12 protein-coding genes are annotated in these 18,878 nt (G+C 76.2%); 4 read left to right on the forward strand and 8 right to left on the reverse strand.

Features of this window, described 5'->3' with window-relative positions:
• Positions 1–57: 57 nt before the first annotated feature.
• Entirely contained in the window at positions 58–1,488 is a 1,431-nt protein-coding gene (lpdA, locus tag ABT006_RS18675) for a dihydrolipoyl dehydrogenase (RefSeq protein WP_350707894.1), read from the reverse strand.
• A gap of 140 nt (positions 1,489–1,628) precedes the next feature.
• Here lpdA and ABT006_RS18680 point away from each other — a divergent pair, with 140 nt between their 5' ends.
• Positions 1,629–1,958 carry a hypothetical protein gene (locus ABT006_RS18680; protein WP_350707895.1) on the forward strand — a complete coding sequence of 110 codons (330 nt, stop codon included), beginning with the start codon at positions 1,629–1,631 and terminating at the stop codon, positions 1,956–1,958.
• A 71-nt stretch (positions 1,959–2,029) separates the two neighbouring features.
• Here ABT006_RS18680 and ABT006_RS18685 read toward each other — a convergent pair whose 3' ends face one another.
• The gene (locus tag ABT006_RS18685; RefSeq protein ID WP_350707897.1) at positions 2,030–3,601 is read right to left on the reverse strand and encodes a leucyl aminopeptidase; all 1,572 of its coding nucleotides are present in this window, start codon (positions 3,599–3,601) and stop codon (positions 2,030–2,032) included.
• Positions 3,602–3,762: 161 nt separating this feature from the next.
• Between ABT006_RS18685 and gcvT the strand changes: the two genes are divergently transcribed.
• Positions 3,763–4,905: a glycine cleavage system aminomethyltransferase GcvT gene (gene gcvT / locus ABT006_RS18690; protein ID WP_350707899.1), complete on the forward strand. Its 1,143-nt coding sequence runs from the start codon at positions 3,763–3,765 to the stop codon at positions 4,903–4,905.
• An 85-nt stretch (positions 4,906–4,990) separates the two neighbouring features.
• On the opposite strand, the gene ABT006_RS18695 is transcribed toward gcvT, so the two are convergent.
• From ABT006_RS18695 to ABT006_RS35125, 4 genes are all read right to left on the reverse strand, one after another.
• On the reverse strand, positions 4,991–6,286 hold the full coding sequence (locus tag ABT006_RS18695; RefSeq protein WP_350707900.1) for a DUF2314 domain-containing protein: 1,296 nt from the start codon (positions 6,284–6,286) through the stop codon (positions 4,991–4,993).
• 66 nt (positions 6,287–6,352) lie between these two features.
• Positions 6,353–7,126, reverse strand: a complete 774-nt coding sequence (gene cobS, locus ABT006_RS18700; RefSeq protein WP_350707902.1) for an adenosylcobinamide-GDP ribazoletransferase — start codon at positions 7,124–7,126, stop codon at positions 6,353–6,355.
• The gene (locus tag ABT006_RS18705) at positions 7,116–9,047 is read right to left on the reverse strand and encodes a bifunctional adenosylcobinamide kinase/adenosylcobinamide-phosphate guanylyltransferase (RefSeq protein ID WP_350707903.1); all 1,932 of its coding nucleotides are present in this window, start codon (positions 9,045–9,047) and stop codon (positions 7,116–7,118) included. The genes cobS and ABT006_RS18705 overlap by 11 nt, the downstream gene beginning before the upstream one ends.
• Positions 9,048–9,230: 183 nt before the next feature.
• Positions 9,231–11,390 carry a serine/threonine-protein kinase gene (locus tag ABT006_RS35125; protein WP_502891002.1) on the reverse strand — a complete coding sequence of 720 codons (2,160 nt, stop codon included), beginning with the start codon at positions 11,388–11,390 and terminating at the stop codon, positions 9,231–9,233.
• Between the two features lie 142 nt (positions 11,391–11,532).
• Between ABT006_RS35125 and ABT006_RS18715 the strand changes: the two genes are divergently transcribed.
• Both ABT006_RS18715 and ABT006_RS18720 read left to right on the forward strand, forming a co-directional pair.
• Positions 11,533–11,733, forward strand: coding sequence for a hypothetical protein (locus ABT006_RS18715; protein ID WP_350707905.1), 201 nt, complete (start codon positions 11,533–11,535; stop codon positions 11,731–11,733).
• Positions 11,733–12,530, forward strand: coding sequence for a site-2 protease family protein (locus tag ABT006_RS18720; protein WP_350707907.1), 798 nt, complete (start codon positions 11,733–11,735; stop codon positions 12,528–12,530). Before ABT006_RS18715 ends, ABT006_RS18720 begins: the two co-directional genes overlap by 1 nt.
• 170 nt (positions 12,531–12,700) lie before the next feature.
• On the opposite strand, the gene ABT006_RS18725 is transcribed toward ABT006_RS18720, so the two are convergent.
• The gene (locus ABT006_RS18725) at positions 12,701–13,699 is read right to left on the reverse strand and encodes an aldo/keto reductase family protein (RefSeq protein ID WP_350707908.1); all 999 of its coding nucleotides are present in this window, start codon (positions 13,697–13,699) and stop codon (positions 12,701–12,703) included.
• Positions 13,700–13,744: 45 nt separating this feature from the next.
• Positions 13,745–15,253 (reverse strand): WG repeat-containing protein, encoded by a 1,509-nt coding sequence (locus ABT006_RS18730; RefSeq protein WP_502891003.1) that lies wholly within the window; start codon positions 15,251–15,253, stop codon positions 13,745–13,747.
• Positions 15,254–18,878 lie beyond the last annotated feature (3,625 nt).

Consider the following 18,878-nt stretch of genomic DNA (forward strand, 5'->3'; position numbering starts at 1 on the left):
CTCCTTCATTCCCCTGGTGGGATCATCGCCCGTCGCCGGACGCCGCGGTTGTCGTGGTCAGGCGTGTGCGTGCAGCGGCTTGCCGGCGAGCGCCAGGTGCGCCTCGCCCAGGGCCTCGTTCTGCGTCGGGTGGGCGTGCACGAGCTGCGCCACCTCGGCCGGGTACGCCTCCCAGTTGTAGATGAGCTGCGCCTCGCCGACCATCTCGCCGACCCGGGCGCCGACCATGTGCACGCCGACGACGGGGCCGTCCTCCACCCGGACGAGCTTGACGAAGCCGGCCGTCTTGAGGATCTGGCTCTTGCCGTTGCCGCCCAGGTTGTAGTTGTAGCTCTTCACCTTGTCGGCGCCGTACTGCTCCTTGGCCTTCGCCTCGGTCAGGCCGACCGACGCCAGCTCCGGGTCGGAGTAGGTGACCCGCGGGATGCCGGCCTCGTCGATCACGGCCGGGTTCTGGCCGGCGATCTCCTCGGCGACGAAGATGCCCTGCTGGAAGCCGCGGTGGGCGAGCTGGAGGCCGGGCACGATGTCGCCGACCGCGTAGACGTTCGGCACGCTGGTGCGCAGCCGCTCGTCGGTCAGCACGTAGCCGCGGTCCATCTTGACGCCCTGCTCCTCGTAGCCGAGGCCGGCCGTGTTCGGGCCACGGCCGACGGCGACCAGCAGCAGCTCCGCCTCGACGGTCTCGCCACCGGCGATGGTCACCTTGACGCCGCTGTCGGTCTTCTCGACCTTCTCGAACGGCTTGCCGACCTTGAAGTTGATCTTCCGCTTGCGGAAGGCCCGCTCCAGCGCCTTCGACGACTCCTCATCCTCGGCGGCGACCAGCCGGGGGAGCGCCTCGATGATCGTGACGTCCACCCCGAAGGACTTCCAGACGCTGGCGAACTCGACGCCGATCACGCCGCCGCCGAGCACGATCGCGGAGGACGGCACCCGGTCCAGGACCAGCGCGTGGTCGCTCGTGATGACCCGCTCGCCGTCGACCTCCAGGCCCGGCAGGCTCTTCGCGTACGAGCCGGAGGCCAGCACGACGTTGCGGCCGGTGTAGCGCTTGCCGTCGACCTCGACGACGTTGCTGCCGACCAGCTTGCCGTGGCCCTCGACGATGGTGATCGCCTTGTTGCCCTTGAGCATGCCCTGCAGGCCCTTGTACAGGCGGGAGACCACGCCGTCCTTGTACGAGTTGACCGCGGCCATGTCGATCCCGACCAGCTCGGCCTTCACGCCGAACTGCTCCGACTCGCGGGTCTGGTCGGCGATCTCGGCGGCGTGCAGCAGCGCCTTGGTCGGGATGCAGCCGTTGTGCAGGCAGGTCCCGCCGAGCTTGCCCTTCTCGACCAGCGCGACCGTCAGGCCCAGCTGGACGGCGCGCAGGGCGGTCGCGTAGCCGCCGCTGCCACCTCCGAGGATGACGATGTCGAAGGTTGCGTCATTCGGCTCGCTCACGTCCAACTCCCAGGTCGCGTCACTGCTTCGGGGGGTCACGGCGGGGGGCCACGGACACACCCCACCTCGGTCATCTTGTCACCACCGGACACAGGCCGCGTAGTGAGGTGCCCAACGACACGTCCGAGACACGTACGCTGGGCACTGCCTTCGATGACGGAGCTTGGGGGAGACGGCCGGTGGGACTGTTCCGACGACGCAAGAAGGCGCGCGCCGTGAGCCTGGACCGCGCCGCCGACCGCGCCGATCTGGACCATCTGGAGAACTTCGTCCGGAGTCGGCGCGGGGTCGAGGCGTACATCGAGCCCCGCACGACCGTGACCGAGACCACCGTCATGCTGATCGCCGACGACGGCGAGTGGACCCGCCGCCGCGTCGACGGCCCGGAGGGCGCCCGCCGCTTCGCGTACCGGATGGGCATCCCCGTCTACGACGTCCGGCTGATGGGCTACCCGCAGCGGATGCGGGACTACAACGAGCGCCGCAAGCGCCGCCCCGAGCTGTTCTGACCCGGCGGCCGCGCCGCCACGTGGAACGAAGGAGGGGCCCCTCGTCCGAGGGGCCCCTCCTTACACACACCTCAGCCGTTGGCGGCGACGTCCTCGACGAGCTGGACGAGCGTGCGGACCGGGACGCCGGTGCCGCCCTTGGTCCAGTAGCCGGTCGGCTCGCCCGAGTGGTAGCCCGGCCCGGCGATGTCGATGTGCGCCCAGGCCACGTCCTCGGTGACGAACTCGCGTAGGAACACCCCGCCCTGGAGCATGTGACCGGCCCGGTCCATGCCGGCGTTGACCTGCGAGATGTCGGCCACGTCGGAGTCCATGCCCTTGCGCACGTCGTCCGGCAGCGGCATCGGCCAGGCCGGCTCGCCGACGGCGTCGCCGGCGACCCTGACCCGCTCGCACAGCTCCGGGCTGCCCATCACACCGGCGATCTTCTTGCCCAGCGCGATGACCTGCCCGCCGGTCAGGGTGGAGGTCTCGAAGAGGTAGTCGCAGCCGTCCTCGCAGGCCCGCGCCATGGCGTCGGCCAGGATCATCCGGCCCTCGGCGTCGGTGTTGAGCACCTCGACCTTCTTGCCGTTGTACATGCTGATCACGTCACCCGGCCGGTACGACCGCCCGGACGGCATGTTCTCCGCCATCGGCAGGTACGCGGTCACCGCCACCGACGGCTTGAGCGCGGCGATCGCCAGCATGGTGGCGCCGACCGCGGCGGCCCCCGCCATGTCGGACTTCATCTCCCACATGCCCTGCGCCGGCTTGATCGAGATGCCGCCGGTGTCGAAGGTGATGCCCTTGCCGACCAGCGCGACCCGCTTGCCGTTGCCGCCGCCGGCCGGCGTGTAGCTCAGCTTCACCAGGCGCGGCGGGGCCTCCGAGCCCTGCCCGACGGCGATGATGCCGCCGTAGCCGCCGGCGGCCAGCGCGGCCTCGTCGAGGACCTCGACCTCGAGGCCGGCCTCGCGGGCGGCGTCCGCCACCGAGTCGGCGAAGGACGGCGGGCGCAGCTCGTTGGGGGCGGTGTTGACCCAGTCCCGGCTGCGCCGGACCGCGCCGCCGACCGCCTGGGCGCGGGCGATCTCGGCCTGGGCGCCGGCGTCACCGGCGTCCGGGACGGCCACCAGCACCTCGGCCACCGGCTCCCGCCGGGCCGGCTGCGGCCGGGTCTTGTAGCCGGCGAACCGGTACCCGCCGAGCAGCGCCCCCTCCGCCACGGCCCGCAGCGCGGCCGGCGCGTCGGCGTCGTCCGGCAGCGGCAGGGCCAGCGCCACCCGCGGCGCGCCGGCGAGCGCCCGGACGGCCGCGCCGGCCGCCCGGCGCAGGGTCTCCGGGGCCGGGGCGGCGCCGGTCGGCTCCGGGCCGAGCCCGACCGCCGCGACCACCGGGGCCGTCACGGTGCCCAGCGTGGCCAGCTTGATCACCTCGCCGGGGCCGCCGGTCGCGCCCAACAGGGCCAGCGTCTCGGTCAGCTTGCCGTCGAAGGCGGCGGCGATGCTCTCCGCGCCGCTGGCCAGCAGCAGGGTCCCGGCGGGGCCGCTGGTGGCGTCCTGCTCTCCGGTCTGGCTGTGCACGCCGATCACGATCGCGTCGACGGCAAGCTCGGCGGGGTCGGTGTCGACCAGGCTCAGGGTGGTGCTGGGCGATGTCACTGAAGCTACTCCGGGCGGGCCGGGCCGGTCGCGTCGTGGCGTACCGGCGATGAAGGTCTCCGGCGGAACGTACCCGTCGGAGGTCGGGGCTGTCCCGCCGACGGCTCCGGCGGGTCCCGCCGATGCTAACCAGCCGTTCAGACCCCGGTAAGTTCCCACCCATGACCGACGTGACCTCCGACGCCGCCGCGACCCGGCTGCGCCGTTCCCCCCTGCACGAGCGGCACACCGCTGCGGGCGCCAAGTTCGCCCCGTTCGGCGGCTGGGAGATGCCGCTGGAGTACGCCGGAGGCGGCGTGCTCAAGGAGCACACCGCGGTGCGGGACGGGGTCGGCGTCTTCGACGTCTCCCACCTCGGCAAGGCGCGGGTGACCGGGCCGGGCGCGGCGGAGTTCGTCAACGCCTGCCTGAGCAACGACCTCCGCCGCATCGGGCCGGGCCAGGCGCAGTACACGCTGTGCTGCGACGACGCCACCGGCGGCGTGGTGGACGACATCATCGCCTACCTGCACGCCGACGACCACGTCTTCCTCATCCCGAACGCGGCGAACACCGCCGAGGTGGTGCGCCGGCTCCGCGCCGCCGCGCCCGCGTCGGTCACGGTCACCGACGAGCACGAGGCGTACGCCGTCCTCGCCGTGCAGGGGCCGCGCTCGGCGGAGCTGCTCGGCGCGCTGGGCCTGCCGACCGACCACGGCTACATGAGCTTCTCCACCGCGACCCTGGACGTGGCGTCCGGGCCGGTCGAGCTGACCGTGTGCCGCACCGGCTACACCGGCGAGCTGGGCTTCGAGCTGGTGGCGCCGGCGGAGCACGCCGTCGTGGTCTGGGACGCGCTCTTCGCCGCCGGGGAGCCCTTCGAGCTGCGCGCCTGCGGGCTGGCCGCCCGGGACACCCTGCGCACCGAGATGGGGTACCCGCTGCACGGGCAGGACCTGTCGCCGGAGATCACCCCGGTGCAGGCCCGCTCCGGCTGGGCGGTCGGCTGGGACAAGGCGGCCTTCTGGGGCCGCGACGCGCTGCTCGCCGAGAAGGCCGCCGGCCCGAGGCGTACGCTGCGCGGCCTGGCGGCCGTCGACCGGGCGATCCCGCGCCCCGGCATGGCGGTGTTCGTCGGCGACGGGCAGGTCGGCACGATCACCAGCGGCACGTTCTCCCCGACGAAGAAGCAGGGCATCGCCCTGGCGCTGCTGGACACCGCCGCGAACCTCGCCGACGGCGACCTGGTGGAGGTCGACATCCGCGGTCGCCGCGCCCAGATGCGCGTCACCCGCCCCCCGTTCGTCACCCCCTCGGTGAAGTGACCGCGACCTGTTGATCATGAAGTTGCTGCCGCCGGGCCGGTGTGTCCCGGCGGCAACTTCATGGTCAACGGGAGGCCTGGCGTGGTCAGACCGGGGGCGGGGGGCGCTCGCCGGCGTCCAGGACGGCCTGGGTCCAGCCGCCCTCGATGACGCCGGTGCCGTCGAGCACCGCCCAGTCGACCACGTCCGCCGCCTCCACCACGACGGGGGAGCCGATGCGCACGGTGGGGTCGGTGTTGGCGTCGCTGGCGCTCGCGCCGACGATCCGTTCCGCCGCGTCCCACGACGTCACCCCGGCCCAGACGTACTCCGGGCCGTCGTCGCCCGGCAGCCCGTACTTCACCACGAGCTGAGTCTCCGGCGGGAGCTGGCCGGCGAGGAACCGGGCCCGGACGGCGCCCAGCCCGGCGCGCGCGGTGGCGATCGCCCTGCTCATCGCGTCGCCCGGGCGGGCGTAGCGCACGTCCGGCTGGATGCCGGCGAAGAGGGTCGCGCAGGCGGCGGCGTAGTAGCGGCCGTCCGGCCCCGGGTGCCCGGGCGGCGGACGCAGGCTGAGGAACGAGTCGGCGTCCGGGTCGGTGGCCGGGTCCAGCTCCAGCCGCAGCAGCACCGGCGCCGTCGCCCCGTGCTGCTCCGGATTGCCGTACGCCACCGCGATGTCGTGCCCCGTCACCGTGGCCAGCACCGGCAGCTGCACGAACGCGGGCACCTCCTCGCCGGAGAGCCCGTCGGTCCAGTCCCGCAGCAGCCGCCGCGCCGCGCCGGTCATCACCGCGCCCCACGCCCGGGTCAGGTGGTCCGGCACGCCCTGGGTCTGCAGCTCCAGCAGCCCGAAGCGACGCAGCCCCTTCGTGGTGAACCAGAGGCCCTCGGCGTCCGAGGAGTAGGGCACCAGCACCCAGTCGACCAGCCGGATGCGCCCCTGCTCGTCGGGCAGCGAGCGCAGCGCCGTCGCCGGGTCGAGGAACTGCAGGCCGAAGACGTCCACCACGTCGCCGTCAACGGTTTCGGCGACGGCCGCTGCCACCGCCCGCGCCGCCCACTCGTGGGCCGGCGGCCAGCCGGGGCGGTACTCGGCCTGCACCACCACCAGGTGGCTCGCGGCGGCCAGCCGGGCCAGCTGCGCCTCCGTGGCGCCGAACGCGGTGAGCAGGTCCGGCGGCAGCGCGGGGAACTCGCCGATCGGGCGGGTGTCCACGGTCATCAGCGGGCTGTCCAGCATCTGCCGGGCCAGCCCGTGCACCGGCTCGGCCAGCCGGCCGCTGAGCCGCTGCACGGCCGTCTTCGTGCTCACCTTCGGCAGCCCCGTCATGGGCACCAGATAGGTCGCGCTCAGCGACTCCGGGACCGGTACGGGCAGGAAGTCGTCCGTGATGAGCATGTCGTCCCCCGGATGGCCGCGCCGGTGCTGTCGTGGGAGAACGCTACCCGCCGCAGCGTGCCCCGTTCAGCCGGACAGCACCAGTCCCAGGTAGACCAGCGTGGTGACCACCTCCACGGTCGCGCCGAGCACGTCGCCCGTGACGCCGCCGAGCCGGCGTACCACGTGCCGCAGCAGCCCCACCGCGACGGCGAGGGCGGCGGCGACGGCGAGCGGCCCCTGCCACGGGCGGCCCGGCACGGCCGCGAGGGCCGGCAGCGCGACGGCGACCGTCCCGCCCATCAGCGCGACGGGCCCGACGGTACCGGCGACCAGCGCGCCGAGCCCCTCAGGGCGGGCCGCCGGCACCCCGCGCCGGCAGGCCACCGCCACCCCGAGCCGGCCCGCGGCGGTCGCCGCCACCACCGCCGCGACCGCCGCCGGCCACGACCGGCCGGCCAGCTCCGCGAGGGCCGCCGTCTGCACCAGGAGCACGACCACCAGCGCGACCACCCCGAACGGGCCCACGTCCGGCTTCTTCATGATCTCCAGCGCGGCCGCCCCCCGCCGGTACGACCCCAGGGCGTCCACGGTGTCGGCCAGCCCGTCCAGGTGCAGCCCGCGGGTCAGCAGCGCGCCGGCGCCGACGGTCACGGCCGCCGCGACCAGCGGGGGCGCGAGCGCGCCCGGGAGCAGCAGGATCGCGGCCAGGACGGCGCCGAGCAGCGCGCCGACCACCGGGGCGAGGGCCATCGCCGTCCCCGCCACCGGCCGGTCGATGCGCCCGGCGCGCACCGGCAGGGTGGTGAAGGTGGTCAGCGCCAGCCGCGCCCCGTCGGCGAGCCGCGACTCAGCCGGCACGCCGGCCGGACGGGTCCACCGGCTCCGTCTCCGGCTCCGTGCTGGTCGGCCCGGGGCCGGCCGGCTCCGGCTCGCGGAAGTCGGGCTCGTCGGTGTCGACACCGGGCTCCGGCTCGCCGTCCCCGTCGTCGTCGCCGCCCTCCCCGCCGCCGGGCGACGGGCGGGCCGGCAGCGCGGCGGCCAGCGCCAGCACCGATCGCAGCAGCGGCAGCGCGGCCAGCGCGTTGGCGCCCTCGCCGAGATCGAGGTGCACGTCGAGCAGCGGGGTCAGGCCCAGCACGTCGGCGGCGAGCCGGACGGCGGGATCCCCACGGTGGTCGGCCAGCAGGCACCAGTGCCGGGCCTGCCCGGCCAGGTCGCGGCTGACCATGGCGGCGGCCACGCCGACCGGCCCGTCGAGCATGACCGGCAGCCGGCGGGCGGTCGCGCCGAGCAGGACGCCGGTGGCCACGGCGACGTCCCCGCCGCCCAGCTCGGCCAGCACGTCCTTGGCGCCGCGCGGCGAGCGCCGGGTCCGGTGCAGCGCGTCCCGCACGGCGGCGCACCGCCGCATCCAGGCCGCGTCGTCGATCTCGCCCGAGTCGGTGACCACGCGGCCGAGCACCGCGGGCGTCTCGGCGCCGGCCGTCGCGGCCAGCACCGCCGCCGCGGCGGCCTCGGTGCCGGCGCCGCACGCCCCCAGCACCAGCAGGTGTACGCCCGCGTCGGCGGCCTCCTCGGCGAGCCGCCAGCCCTCCCGCAGGGCCGCCTCGACCTGCTCGCCGGTCAGCGCCGGCTCGTCCTCCATCGGTGCCGAGGCGGGGGTCTCCACGACCTGGACGTCGGCGCCGCTCTCGGCGGCCAGCCGGGCCAGCACCCCCCTGCCGGCGCGGGCCTGCCGGGCCCGGCGCGCCGACTCGCCGTCCACGCTGCCGGCGGCGGCGCCGCCGAGGTGGTCGCCGTGCAGCAGCAGCACCCGTACGGAGCCCCACGGGGCCGGCGTGGCGGTGCCCTGGGTGGCGGCGGCGAACCCGACCACCCGCTCCAGGGCGCCCAGCCCCGCCCCGGGCACGTCCAGCGTGGCGAGCCGCTCGATCGCCTGCGGGCCGGCGTACTCGTCGGGCATGGGCAGTTCCATCCCGGGCTGGATGACCAGGCCGGTGGCGACCACCGGCAGCGCCATGGTCGGTGCGGCCCAGGCGGTGCCGTCGGGCTCGGCCGACGCGGGGGCGGGCCCCCCCGCAGCGGGCTCCGCGGCGCCCACCGGCCCGCCCGCCGCGCCAGTGGCGGTCGGCTCGGTCGTCGCGCCGGTGACGGTCGTGGCGGCGGCCGGCGCACCCGTCGCGGTGAGCGGGGCCGGGCCGGCCTGGGCCGGCACGACGCCCGGCTGCGGGGCGCCGGGCTTCAGCCAGGCCGCCTGCCCGGCGACCACCAGCACGACCGCGTCGCAGGCGTCGGCGACCGCCCGGTTGGCCGCGCCGAGCGCGTCGGTGAACGCCCGGCCGAGCGGGGTGGTCGGCACCAGCGAGAGCCCGACCTCGGGGCTGACCAGCACCAGCCGGGCCGCGCAGCCGCGTACCGCCGCCGCCAGTTCGGCGACGGTGGCGGTGTCGTCGGCCGGTTGGTGGGCCGGGTCGAGCAGCACCGTCACCCAGCCGCCGAGGTCGTCGACGAGCAGCGTCTCGTTCGGGCCGGCGGCGGCGATCACGTCCGCCAGGCGGCGCGGGTCGTCCGCGGTCTCCTCGGTGGTCCAGGTCTCCGGTCGGCGGGCGCGGTGCGCCGCCAGCCGGGCCGCCCACTCCGCGTCGTCGGCGGGCGCGTCGGCGGCGGTGGCCACGTAGCGGACCGTCGGCGCCTCGGCGACCAGGGACTCGGCGAACTCCGACTTCCCGGACCGGATGCCGCCGAGCACCAGGACCGTGTTCCACCCGTCAACCGACATGCCCGTACTTTAGAGCCAGCCCCCGGGGCGTGGCCCCCGGAGGTGCGAGGAGCCGGCGGCCCCGGCGGGCGAGCGGTCGGCGGCGCCCCGGCCGGCGGCCGGCGGGTCCGGCCGGCGCCGGGCGGGCGGGTGCGGTCAGCCGCCGCGGGCCCGCCCACGGCGGGTGAGGCGCCGCGGGCCCGCTCAGCCGCAGTGCTCGAAGCCGCTGCCGTAGCTGGCCCCGCCGGTCGACCCGCCCCACTTCACGCAGACCCCGGCGGCCTTCGCCCGCACCGGCCCGGCGTAGTAGGAGAACGACCCGCTGTCGGTGCTGCGTTCCCGCCCCTGCACCTCCAGCCACGCCGAGGCGGACGTGGCCGTGCCCACCGCCGACTCCTTCATCGTCACCACACAGTTGGTGCCGGTGCCCGCGTGGTAGAGCAGGTAGACCCGGCCCTTGCGGACGCCCGAGGCGGTCAGCGAGGCCGAGTCGATCACCTTGTACCCGCTGCCGCACGCCTCGACCGGCGTGTACGGGTTCGGCTTCGCCGGCTGGCTGGTCGTCGGGGCGGAGCTGGGCCGCCCCGACGGGGTGACGGTCGGCTCGCCGCCGGTGGTGGGGGCCGAGGAGTGGCCGGGCGTCGACGAGGGCGCCCCGGACGACGGGGCCGCCGACCGGGTGACGCCCGACGACGGCTCGACCTGGAACTGCCCCGTGCCGTCGCCGCCCTCCGGCTCCGAAGTCCCCGCCGCCACGGACTTGCCGGTCAGCGTCGTTGGCGTGTCCCCACCGGCCGGGTCCTCGCCGGAGAAGAGGGCCGTCGCCCCCACCACCCCGGCCAGCACCACGAACACGGTGGCCGCCGCGCCGACCAGCGCGGCCCTGCGCCGCCGCGACGGCCGCGCCTCGACCGGGTCCTCCCGGGTCGGCGGCGGCCCGCCCCACGTGTCGCCTCCGGCCGCCGGATGACCCGGGCGCCCGAACGGGGCCGCCCCGGCCGGCGGGGCGCTCACGTGCCCGAGCGGTCCGGCTCCGGCCGGCGGGGCACTGGCCTGGCCGAACGGTCCGGCCCCGAACGGCAGCGGGCCGGCGGGCGGGAACGGCGGGTGGCCGGGAGGCGGCGTACCGCCGGGGGTGCCAGGCACCGGCACGGGCGGCGCCGGCGGGGGCCCGGCGAAGGCGGGCGGTAGCGGCGCGCCGGAGCCGGTCTCCGCAGCCGGCGCGACCGGCCGGTGCCCGGCTGGAGCGGGCGGCAGCGCGCCGAACGGGTCGATGGGGGGTATGCGGCCCGCGTCGGCCCCGGCGGTGGGCGGCGCGGGCGCGGCGGGGGCGCCCGGCCCGGCGCCACGCCAGGAGTTGCCGCCCGGGCCGGTTCCCGTGCCGGCGAGGGACGCGCCGCCCGGGCCGGTTCCCGTGCCGGGGAGAGAGCTGCCGCCCGGGTCGGTGCCCCCGCCGGCCGGGGACGCGAGCGCGGCGGGAGCCGGCCCGGCGACGGCCCACGGCGGGCGGGCGGAGGCCGGGACGACGGCCAGCGTCGCGTCCCGCGCCTCGGCCGCCGCGTCGGCGAGCGCCGCCGCGTCCGGGTACCGGTCGCCGGGGCGCTTGGCCATCGCCCGCTCCACCAGCGCGACCACCGGCGGCGGGGTGCCGGGCGGCAGCGGCGGCGGCTCCTCCTGGACGTGGCGCAACGCCACCTGGAGCGGGTTGTCGCCGTCGAACGGCGGCTGCCCCGCCAGGCAGACGTACGCCACCGCGCCGAGCGCGTAGATGTCCGTCGCCGGGGAGACCGGCTGGTTCGCGGCCTGCTCGGGGGACATGTACGAGGCGGTGCCGAGCATCACGTTGGCGGCGGTGATGCCCGCCGTGGTGCCCGAGCGGGCGATGCCGAAGTCCACCAGCACCACCCGGCCGTCGGACTTCACCAGCAGGTTGCCGGGCTTCACGTCCCGGTGCACGATGCCGGCGAGATGGGCCGTGTGCAGCGCGTCGGCGGCCTGCGCCACGACGGACATGGTGGACGCCGGGTCGAGCCGCCCCGCCCGCCGCAGCCAGGAGCTCAGCGGCTGGCCGTCGACGTACTCCATCACCAGGTAGTCGGCCTGGCTGCCGTCGGCGAGGGTGGACCGGCCGACGTCGTGCACGGCGACCACGCCCGGGTGACGCAGCGCCGCCAGCATCCGGGCCTCGGCCCGGAACCGGGCGGTGAACTCGGGATCGGCGGTCAGCGCCGGCAGCAGCACCTTCACCGCGACCTCGCGCTCCAGCATGACGTCGGTGCACCGCCAGACCGCGCCCATGCCGCCGGTCGCCACCCGTTCGCTCAGCCGGTACCGCTCGCTCAGCACCACTCCTTGAGTCAGCACCGGGCCACGGTACCGGCACGTCGCCGCCGGATGATCAGCCCGTCGGAGCCCCGGCCGCGGAGCGTCGCGCCCGTACGGGCGCGGCCGACTACGCTGGCGGGGGTTCGTCCCACGGGACATCAGCGGCGAGGGGAGACGCGGCATGGCGTGGAGCTGGCGGTACGAGGGCACGAACGGCGAGTCGGTCGAGGGGCCGGCGGAGTCGTTCGGCAGTCAGGCGGACGCCGAGTCCTGGATCGGCCAGACCTGGCGCGAGCTCGCGGCGTCCGGCGTCACCTCGGTCGCGCTCGTCGAGGACGACCGGGTGGAATACCGGATGAGCCTGCTGCCCCCGGCGGAGTGATGGCCGGCGACCGCCCGGGGGGCGAGCCGCTGGTGCTCGGCGTGCCCCGGGCGGCGTTCCGGCCCAGCCCGGTCTTCCTCGCCCTGGTCGCGCTCTTCGCCACGAGCGGCGTGCTGACCTGGCACGGGTTCGGCAACGTGCGGCTCGACGTGTTCCTCTTCGTCGTGTCCGGCTGGTTGGTGTCGCTCTGCCTGCACGAGTACGCCCACGCGATCGTCGCGTTCCGGGCCGGCGACCGCAGCGTGGCCCACCGGGGCTACCTGACGCTGAACCCGCTGAAGTACAGCCACCCGCTGCTGTCGATCGGGCTGCCGGTGCTGGTGGTGCTGCTCGGCGGCATCGGCCTGCCCGGCGGGGCGGTCTGGGTGGACCGGCACGCCATCCCGGGGCGGCTGCGGCACACGCTGGTCAGCCTCGCGGGCCCGGCCACCAACGTGCTGTTCACGCTGGTGCTGGTGGCCGCCGTACGCCTCGGCGCGGCCGGCGGCGGCCCGGTCGAGTTCTGGGCGGGCGTGGCGTTGCTGGCGTTCCTCCAGCTCACCGCGAGCGTGCTCAACCTGCTCCCGGTGCCCGGCCTCGACGGCGGCAACATGATCCAGCCGTGGCTGAACGCGCAGTGGCGCAAGATGTACGACCTGTTCGCCCCGTTCGGTTTCATCCTGCTGTTCGCGCTGCTGTGGAACCCGCGGATCAGCGGCTGGTTCTTCGGGGCGGTCTTCGCCGTGGGCGACGTCCTCGGCCTGCCGCCGTGGCTCTACGCGCTCGGCCTGGACCTGATCCGCTTCTGGCAGAGCTGACCGGCGCGTCGCACCCGGCCCGCCGTCGCCCCGGCCTGTTCGTCGGCCCGCCGTCGCCCCGGCCTGTTCGTCGGCCCGCCGTCGCCCCGGCCGAGCCCGTTCGTCGGCCCGGCGCTGCCCTGCCCGGCCCGGCCGGTCCCCTCCGTGGGGGCCGGCCGGGCCGGGGGGTGTCACGGACGCTCGGCGGGGGACTCGGTCCGGGCCGGGTCGCGCTCGACGATCGGGTCGATGATCTCGTCGATCGCCTTGAGCAGGCCGGCGTCGAGCTGCACGCCGGCGGCCTTGACGTTGTCGTGCACCTGCTCGGGGCGGGACGCGCCGACGATCGCCGAGGAGACGTTCGGGTTCTGCAGCACCCAGGCGATGGCGAGCTGCGCCATGCTCAGGCCCGCCTGCTCGGCCAGCGGCTTGAGCCGCTGCACCCGCGTCAGCACGTCGTCGGTCATGAACTTGGCGATGAAGCCCGCGCCCGACTTCTCGTCGGTGGCGCGGGAGCCGGCCGGCGGCGGCTGACCCGGCAGGTACTTGCCGGAGAGCACGCCCTGCGCGATCGGCGACCACACGATCTGCCCGACGCCCAGCTCCTCGCTGGTGGGGACGACCTCGGACTCGATGACCCGCCAGAGCATCGAGTACTGCGGCTGGTTGGAGACCAGCGGGATGCGCAGCTCCCGGGCGAGCTGGTGGGCCTCGCGGATCTGCGACGCCTTCCACTCCGAGACGCCGATGTAGAGCGCCTTGCCGGAGTGCACGACGTCGGCGAACGCCTCCATCGTCTCCTCCAGCGGGGTGCTGTAGTCGTACCGGTGGGCCTGGTAGAGGTCCACGTAGTCGGTGCGGAGCCGGCGCAGCGAGCCGTCGATCGACTCCATGATGTGCTTGCGGGACAGGCCCCGGTCGTTGCGGCCCGGCCCCGTGGGCCAGAACACCTTGGTGAAGATCTCCAGCCCCTCGCGCCGCTCGTTCTCCAGCGCGCGGCCCAGCACGTCCTCGGCGCGGGTGCCCGCGTACACGTCGGCCGTGTCGAAGGTGGTGATGCCGGCGTCCAGGGCGGCCCGGACGCAGGCGAACGCCGCGTCCTCCTCGACCTGCGAGCCGTGGGTGATCCAGTTGCCGTACGAGATCTCGCTGACCATCAGGCCGGAACGGCCCAGGTGACGGAATTCCATGCTCACGACCCTACTCCCGCCGATCATGACCGGCGGAGACGCGGCTCAGAGCACCGGGTGGGTGTCGACGAGCAGCCGCTCGATCTCGGCGACGACCTCGTCGCGGTCGCGGTGCACCGGCTCGATCAGCGGCTCGCCCCGCCGGTCGAGCGCGCCCCAGTGCCCGGTGCCGTCGTCGACCAGGAACGCGACGGGGTGGATGACCAGCGCCGGATGGGCGGGCGGGACCAGCACCTTCCCGGTGCGGTCCACCACGCCCCGCCGGCCGGCCACGTCCACCACGGCCAGCCCCTCGTCGGTGAAACCGTCGACGTACCGGCCGTCGGCCAGCACCGTGGCGAACCCGTGGTACCGGGTGGGCACCACGATGCGGCCGTTGCGGTCGACCGCCCCCCAGCCCTCCCGGCGGACCACCGCCACGCCGTGGTGGAACGGGCGTACGTCCGCGAAGCCGTGCGGCACGACCACCTCGCCGACGGCGTCGATCGCCACCCATCCGGAGGCGCCGTCCGACACCCAGGCCAGCCCGTCGCTGAACGGGCGGACCACCGGGTAGGACGGCCCGAGCACGGTGGCGCCGGCGAGGTCGACCAGCGACCACCGCTCCGTCTCCGGCCGCCGCACCCAGGCCAGCCCCTCGCGGAACGCCTGCGCCTCGGCGTACTCGGCCGCGATGGCCATGTCGCCGTCCGGGTCGGCGAAACCCCACAGGTCGCCGTCGCGCGCCGGCACCGGGGGCCGGTCACGCTCCAGCACCTCGTCCCGACTCCGGGGGTACGGCCCGAAGCCCGTCTCCGCCACCCGCTGGGCCACCGAGTCCAGACTGAGCCGGATCCGCGCCTGGAGTTCGGGGTCCCCGTCGCCGCGCAGGTCGAGGGCCCGCTCGAAGTGGTGGCACGCCTCCATCAACCGGCCCTGGTCGTAGCACGACCGCCCCGCGTGCTCGTGCAGCGCCGCGCGCAGCCGGTCGGGCAGCTCCGTCGAGTTGGCCTCGGCGAAGAGCCGGTCGGCCTCCACGAACTCGCCCCGCCAGCGCAGCACGTGCGCCAGCCGTGCCTGCGCGACCGCCGTACGCCGCAACTCCCCGGTCGCCTCCGCGTACGTGAGCGCGAGCCGACCGTCGGCGAGCGCGTCGTCCAGTTCGCCGAGCAGCCGCGAGACCACCGCCCGCAAACTCAGCAGCCGGGCGCGCGACCGGTTGTCCACGGCGGCGCCCAGCTTCTCGGTGAGCCGTCGGCGGATCGTCCGGAACTCCTCCGGCGCCTCCACCACCTCGCGCAGGGTCTCCGGGTCGAGCCGCCAGCGGTAGGCCGCCAGCACCTGCTCCGGGTCGCCCTGCGCGGCACTCGTCCGGTCGACGTCCCGCGATTCCGGGCCGCGCTGCTCGGGGCCGCGCTGTTCGGGGCTGCGCTGTTCGGGGCTGCGCTGTTCCTGGGCGCGTTCGTGCCGTTCACCGGCAGTCGGCGGACCCTGCCCGACCGGCGTCGATACGGCCGGCGCGGACGCTGCGGAAGCCGGCTGTGCCGACGGCGCCGAGACGGGCGGCGCTGACACCGGCTGCCCGGGCGCTGCCGAGATGGGCGGTGTCGGGGCGGGGGGTGTCGGGGCGGGAGCTGCCGAGATGGGCGGTGTCGGGGCGGGCGGTGCCGGGGAGGCGACAGCCGGTGCCAGCGGTTCGGCTTGTGCAACTGGCGGCACCGAGACGGGTGATTCGGGCTCGGTGACGGCCGGCGTCAGCGGTCCGGCTTGTGCTGGCGCTACCGGATCGGGCGGTACCGGCTCGGTGGCGGAAGGAGCCAGCGGTTCGGCAACGGTCGGCGCGGGTGACGCTGGCATCGGTTGCGCCGGCGGTGTGGGCGCTGGCATCGGTTGCGCCGGCGGCGCGGAGACAGGCGGCGCGGCTGACTCGGAGACGGGCAGCGCGGATGCCGGTTGCGCCGGTGACATGGGAAGGGGCGATGCCGGCGGCGCGTCGACAGGCGGTGCTGGCGGCGCGGGTACCCCCTGTCCCGGCAGCGCGACCTCGGGGACGCCTGGTGACGCTGCCGGTGTTTCGGAGGGTGGCGTGGTGACCGGCTGAGCCGGCATCGGCGTGCTGCCGGTGGTTGCGGCGGCGGGTCGGGTCGGCGGGGCCGATACGGGCGCGACGGGCGGAGTGGGCAGGGCCTGTGCCAACGGCGCGGTGACTGGTGCGCCGGCCGGCGCGGCAACGGACGCGGAACCGTCCTCCTGGTGGTCTTCGGGCACCGGGGTGTGCCCTCCGGGTGGCGCGGGCAAGGGCCCGTCCACCGGCAGGGCGGGGAAGGCCGCCGGAGCCGGCAAGACACCCCCGGCCGCCGTATCCGCGAGGGGCGGCACGGGTGCGGCCTGTGTCGGGGTCGCGAGGGGCGGCACGGAAGCAGCCTGTGCTGGGGTCGCAGCGGGCGGCGTGGACACGGGCCGCGCCGTGGGCGAGGCAGTGGGCCCCGCCGGGGGCGCGGACACGGGCCGGGCGGATGGCCCGGGAATCGGCGTGGCCGAGGCCGGCACCGCAGCCGATGGAACGGCGTCGGGCGCGCTGCTCACAGCCGCCGTTCCAGGGACGAAGTCGCTCGGGGACGCGTCGACCGGTCGCGCGGGAGGAACCGTTCCGGTTGCGCCGCTCAGCGGTGCGGTTGCCCGCACTGCCGTATCCGGCGGCGTCGCGGACGCCGAGCGCGGATCGGTCGCGTCGAGTGGAACGCTATGGATGTCAAAACCCTTCGGTGACAGCCATGGTGTTCCACCGGTGGGCCCAGCCGTGGTCGCGGCGGCGGTGTCGGGGGTGCTCAGGGGCGCAACGCCCGTTGCGGGCGGCGGGGCAGAAGCGCCCGGGGCAGGCGCCGACACGGTCTGTGCCAGGTTCTCGGGCCTGGACTGGCCGGTCTGAAGGCCGTCAAGCGTGACCGGGGCAGGAGCGGCGTGCTCCCGTGGCACCGGATTTGACGCGGCAGGCGGCGTCGACTCCGGCGGGGCCGGGGGTGCCGATTCCGTCTGGGTAGGCGGTGTCGACTCCGACGGGGCCGGGGGTGCCGAGCCCGTCTGGGTTGGCGGTGTCGACTCTGGCGGGGCCGGGGACACGACCTCCGTCCGGGCGGGCGGCGCCGACTCCGACGGGACCGGGGGTGCCGACTCCGACCGGGCGGGCGGTGTCGACTCCGACGGGACCGGGGGTGCCGACTCCGGCCCGGCGGGTGATGCCGACACGTGCGGGGCAGGTGGCATGGAGACAGGGCGGGGGACAGGTGGTCCGGAGACAGGGCGTGCCGGTGCGGAGGCGAGGTGGGGATCGGCCGGCTCCGACCGTGTGGCGGCCGAGTGACTCGGGGGAGCCGGGTCGCCCGCCGCAGGGGTCGTCGGGGCGGGTGCCGTGGGCGGCACGGATACCGCTCCGGCAGGCGGACCGGAGACAGGCGGCGTAGCCGGCGGCGAGGACCCGGGCGAGGTGACCGACGGGGCGGCCGTCGACGAGGGCCCCGGCGAGGCCGGTGCGGGTGTCACCGGATCGGTCCCAGCCGCCCCGTCGAGGTGGTCGTGGATGGGCTCGGGCGATGGGAGGTCGTCCTGGACGGGCTTCGGGGCCGCCGCGTCGACCGGGGGTGTCGACATGGCGTTGGGGGAAGCGTCGGCCGGGGCAGTGGGGCGGGGGTTGTCCGCATCCGCGGGACGGGCGTCGTCCGTCTCTGCGGAAGGCGTCATGGGCTTGGAGGGCCGGAACCAGGCGTCCGCGCCGCTCGGCGCGGCCGGCTGTGGTCGGGGCGGGGCCGCCGGTGCCGGCGGATCGCTCGGTGGCGGCGGAACGTACACCCTGGGCGTGCCCGCTGCGAGCGGCATCGCGGCCGCTGGCGTCTCCGACGGAACCGCTGGCGTGGTCGTCGCACCCCTGTCCTCGGACGCGGGGCGCGGACCGGCCGGGTGGGCGTTCGCCGGACGGTCGGCCGGTGGCGTGGTGGCCGGTGGGCCGATCACGGGCTCGGCGCCGCGAAGTTCGGTACCGAGGCCCTGCTGCGGTGTGGGCGAGTACGGGTGAGGCGGCGGGACCGGCTCGGGGCGCGCCGGGGCCGGGCCGGAGGACCCGATGCTGGACGTGGCCCCCGGTGCCGGCAGGAACTCCAGCCGCAGTCGGGCGGCGGGCGGCGCCGGGACCGGCGTGACGTCGTCCTCGGGAGCAGGTCGCGGCACATGGCCGGTCGACTGGAACTGCTCCTCGACGGGCAGCGGGGGCCGAGAGCCAGCAGCCGGTGGCTCGCCGAGCGGACCCCCCGGCGACACCGGCCGGCTGGCGGGCGGGCCTGCCGGGGAGATCGGTCGGCTGGTGGTCGGGCCCGCGGGTGACACCGGCCGGCTGGTGACCGGAGCTGCGGGTGGCACCGGGCGGTCGGCGGCCGGGCCTGCTGGCGGTACTGCGTCACCCCGGAACGAACCGGCGGGCGACACCGGTCGGCTGGCAACCGGGCCTGCCGGCGACATCGGGGCTGTCGGCGGCACGGGGCGGCCGGCGGTCGGGCCTGCTGGCGGTACCGCGTCACCCCTGGCCGGGCCTGCTGGCGACACCGGGCCTGCTGGCGACACCGGGCTTGCCGGCGACACCGGGCGGGCGGTGGCCGGACCGGCCGGTGACGGCGGGCCGGTGGGGGGACCCGCAGCGGGGACCGGGCGCGGGACGGGACCAGCGGGCGACACGGGCAGGTCGCGGGACGGCGCGACCGGGCCGGTTCGGTCCGTGGGCGGCATGTCGCGGGACGGCGCGGGGGAGACCGGCCGGCCAGGGACCGCAAGCTCGTCACGCGGGGTCAGGAAGCCCCGAGGGCCGGAGCCGGGCGGTACCGAGGCGGGCGGGCCGGCGGCAGGCGGCATCGAGATCGGCGGGCCGGAGATCGGCGGGCCGGAGATCGGCGGGCCGGAAATCGGCGGGCCGGAGACCGGCGGGCCGGAGACCGGCGGGCCGGAGACCGGCGGGCCGGAGACCGGCGGACCGGAGACCGGCGGACCGGAGACCGGCGGTACCGAGACCGGCGCGCCGGACACCGGGCGGTCGCCGCCAGCGGGAACCCGCGACGGCGGGTACGGGCGCGGTGCGTCGTACCGGGGCTGGGCCGGTGGGGCGGCGGCCTCGTACGGGCCCCCGTGGTGGTGGGGACGGTCGGCCGGCTCGGCCGGC

Origin of the sequence: Micromonospora sp. NPDC002717 (assembly GCF_040295705.1) — a bacterium.
In the GTDB taxonomy this organism is placed as follows: domain Bacteria; phylum Actinomycetota; class Actinomycetes; order Mycobacteriales; family Micromonosporaceae; genus Micromonospora.

Excerpts from the sequence above, each read along its gene's own strand:
- ABT006_RS18720 (WP_350707907.1), top strand. The coding sequence starts at position 11,733 with ATGGCCGGCGACCGCCCGGGGGGCGAGCCGCTGGTGCTCGGCGTGCCC.
- ABT006_RS18705 (WP_350707903.1), bottom strand. The coding sequence starts at position 9,047 with ATGTCGGTTGACGGGTGGAACACGGTCCTGGTGCTCGGCGGCATCCGG.
- ABT006_RS18695 (WP_350707900.1), bottom strand. The coding sequence starts at position 6,286 with ATGCTCATCACGGACGACTTCCTGCCCGTACCGGTCCCGGAGTCGCTG.
- ABT006_RS18715 (WP_350707905.1), top strand. The coding sequence starts at position 11,533 with ATGGCGTGGAGCTGGCGGTACGAGGGCACGAACGGCGAGTCGGTCGAG.
- ABT006_RS18725 (WP_350707908.1), bottom strand. The coding sequence starts at position 13,699 with ATGGAATTCCGTCACCTGGGCCGTTCCGGCCTGATGGTCAGCGAGATC.
- gcvT (WP_350707899.1), top strand. The coding sequence starts at position 3,763 with ATGACCGACGTGACCTCCGACGCCGCCGCGACCCGGCTGCGCCGTTCC.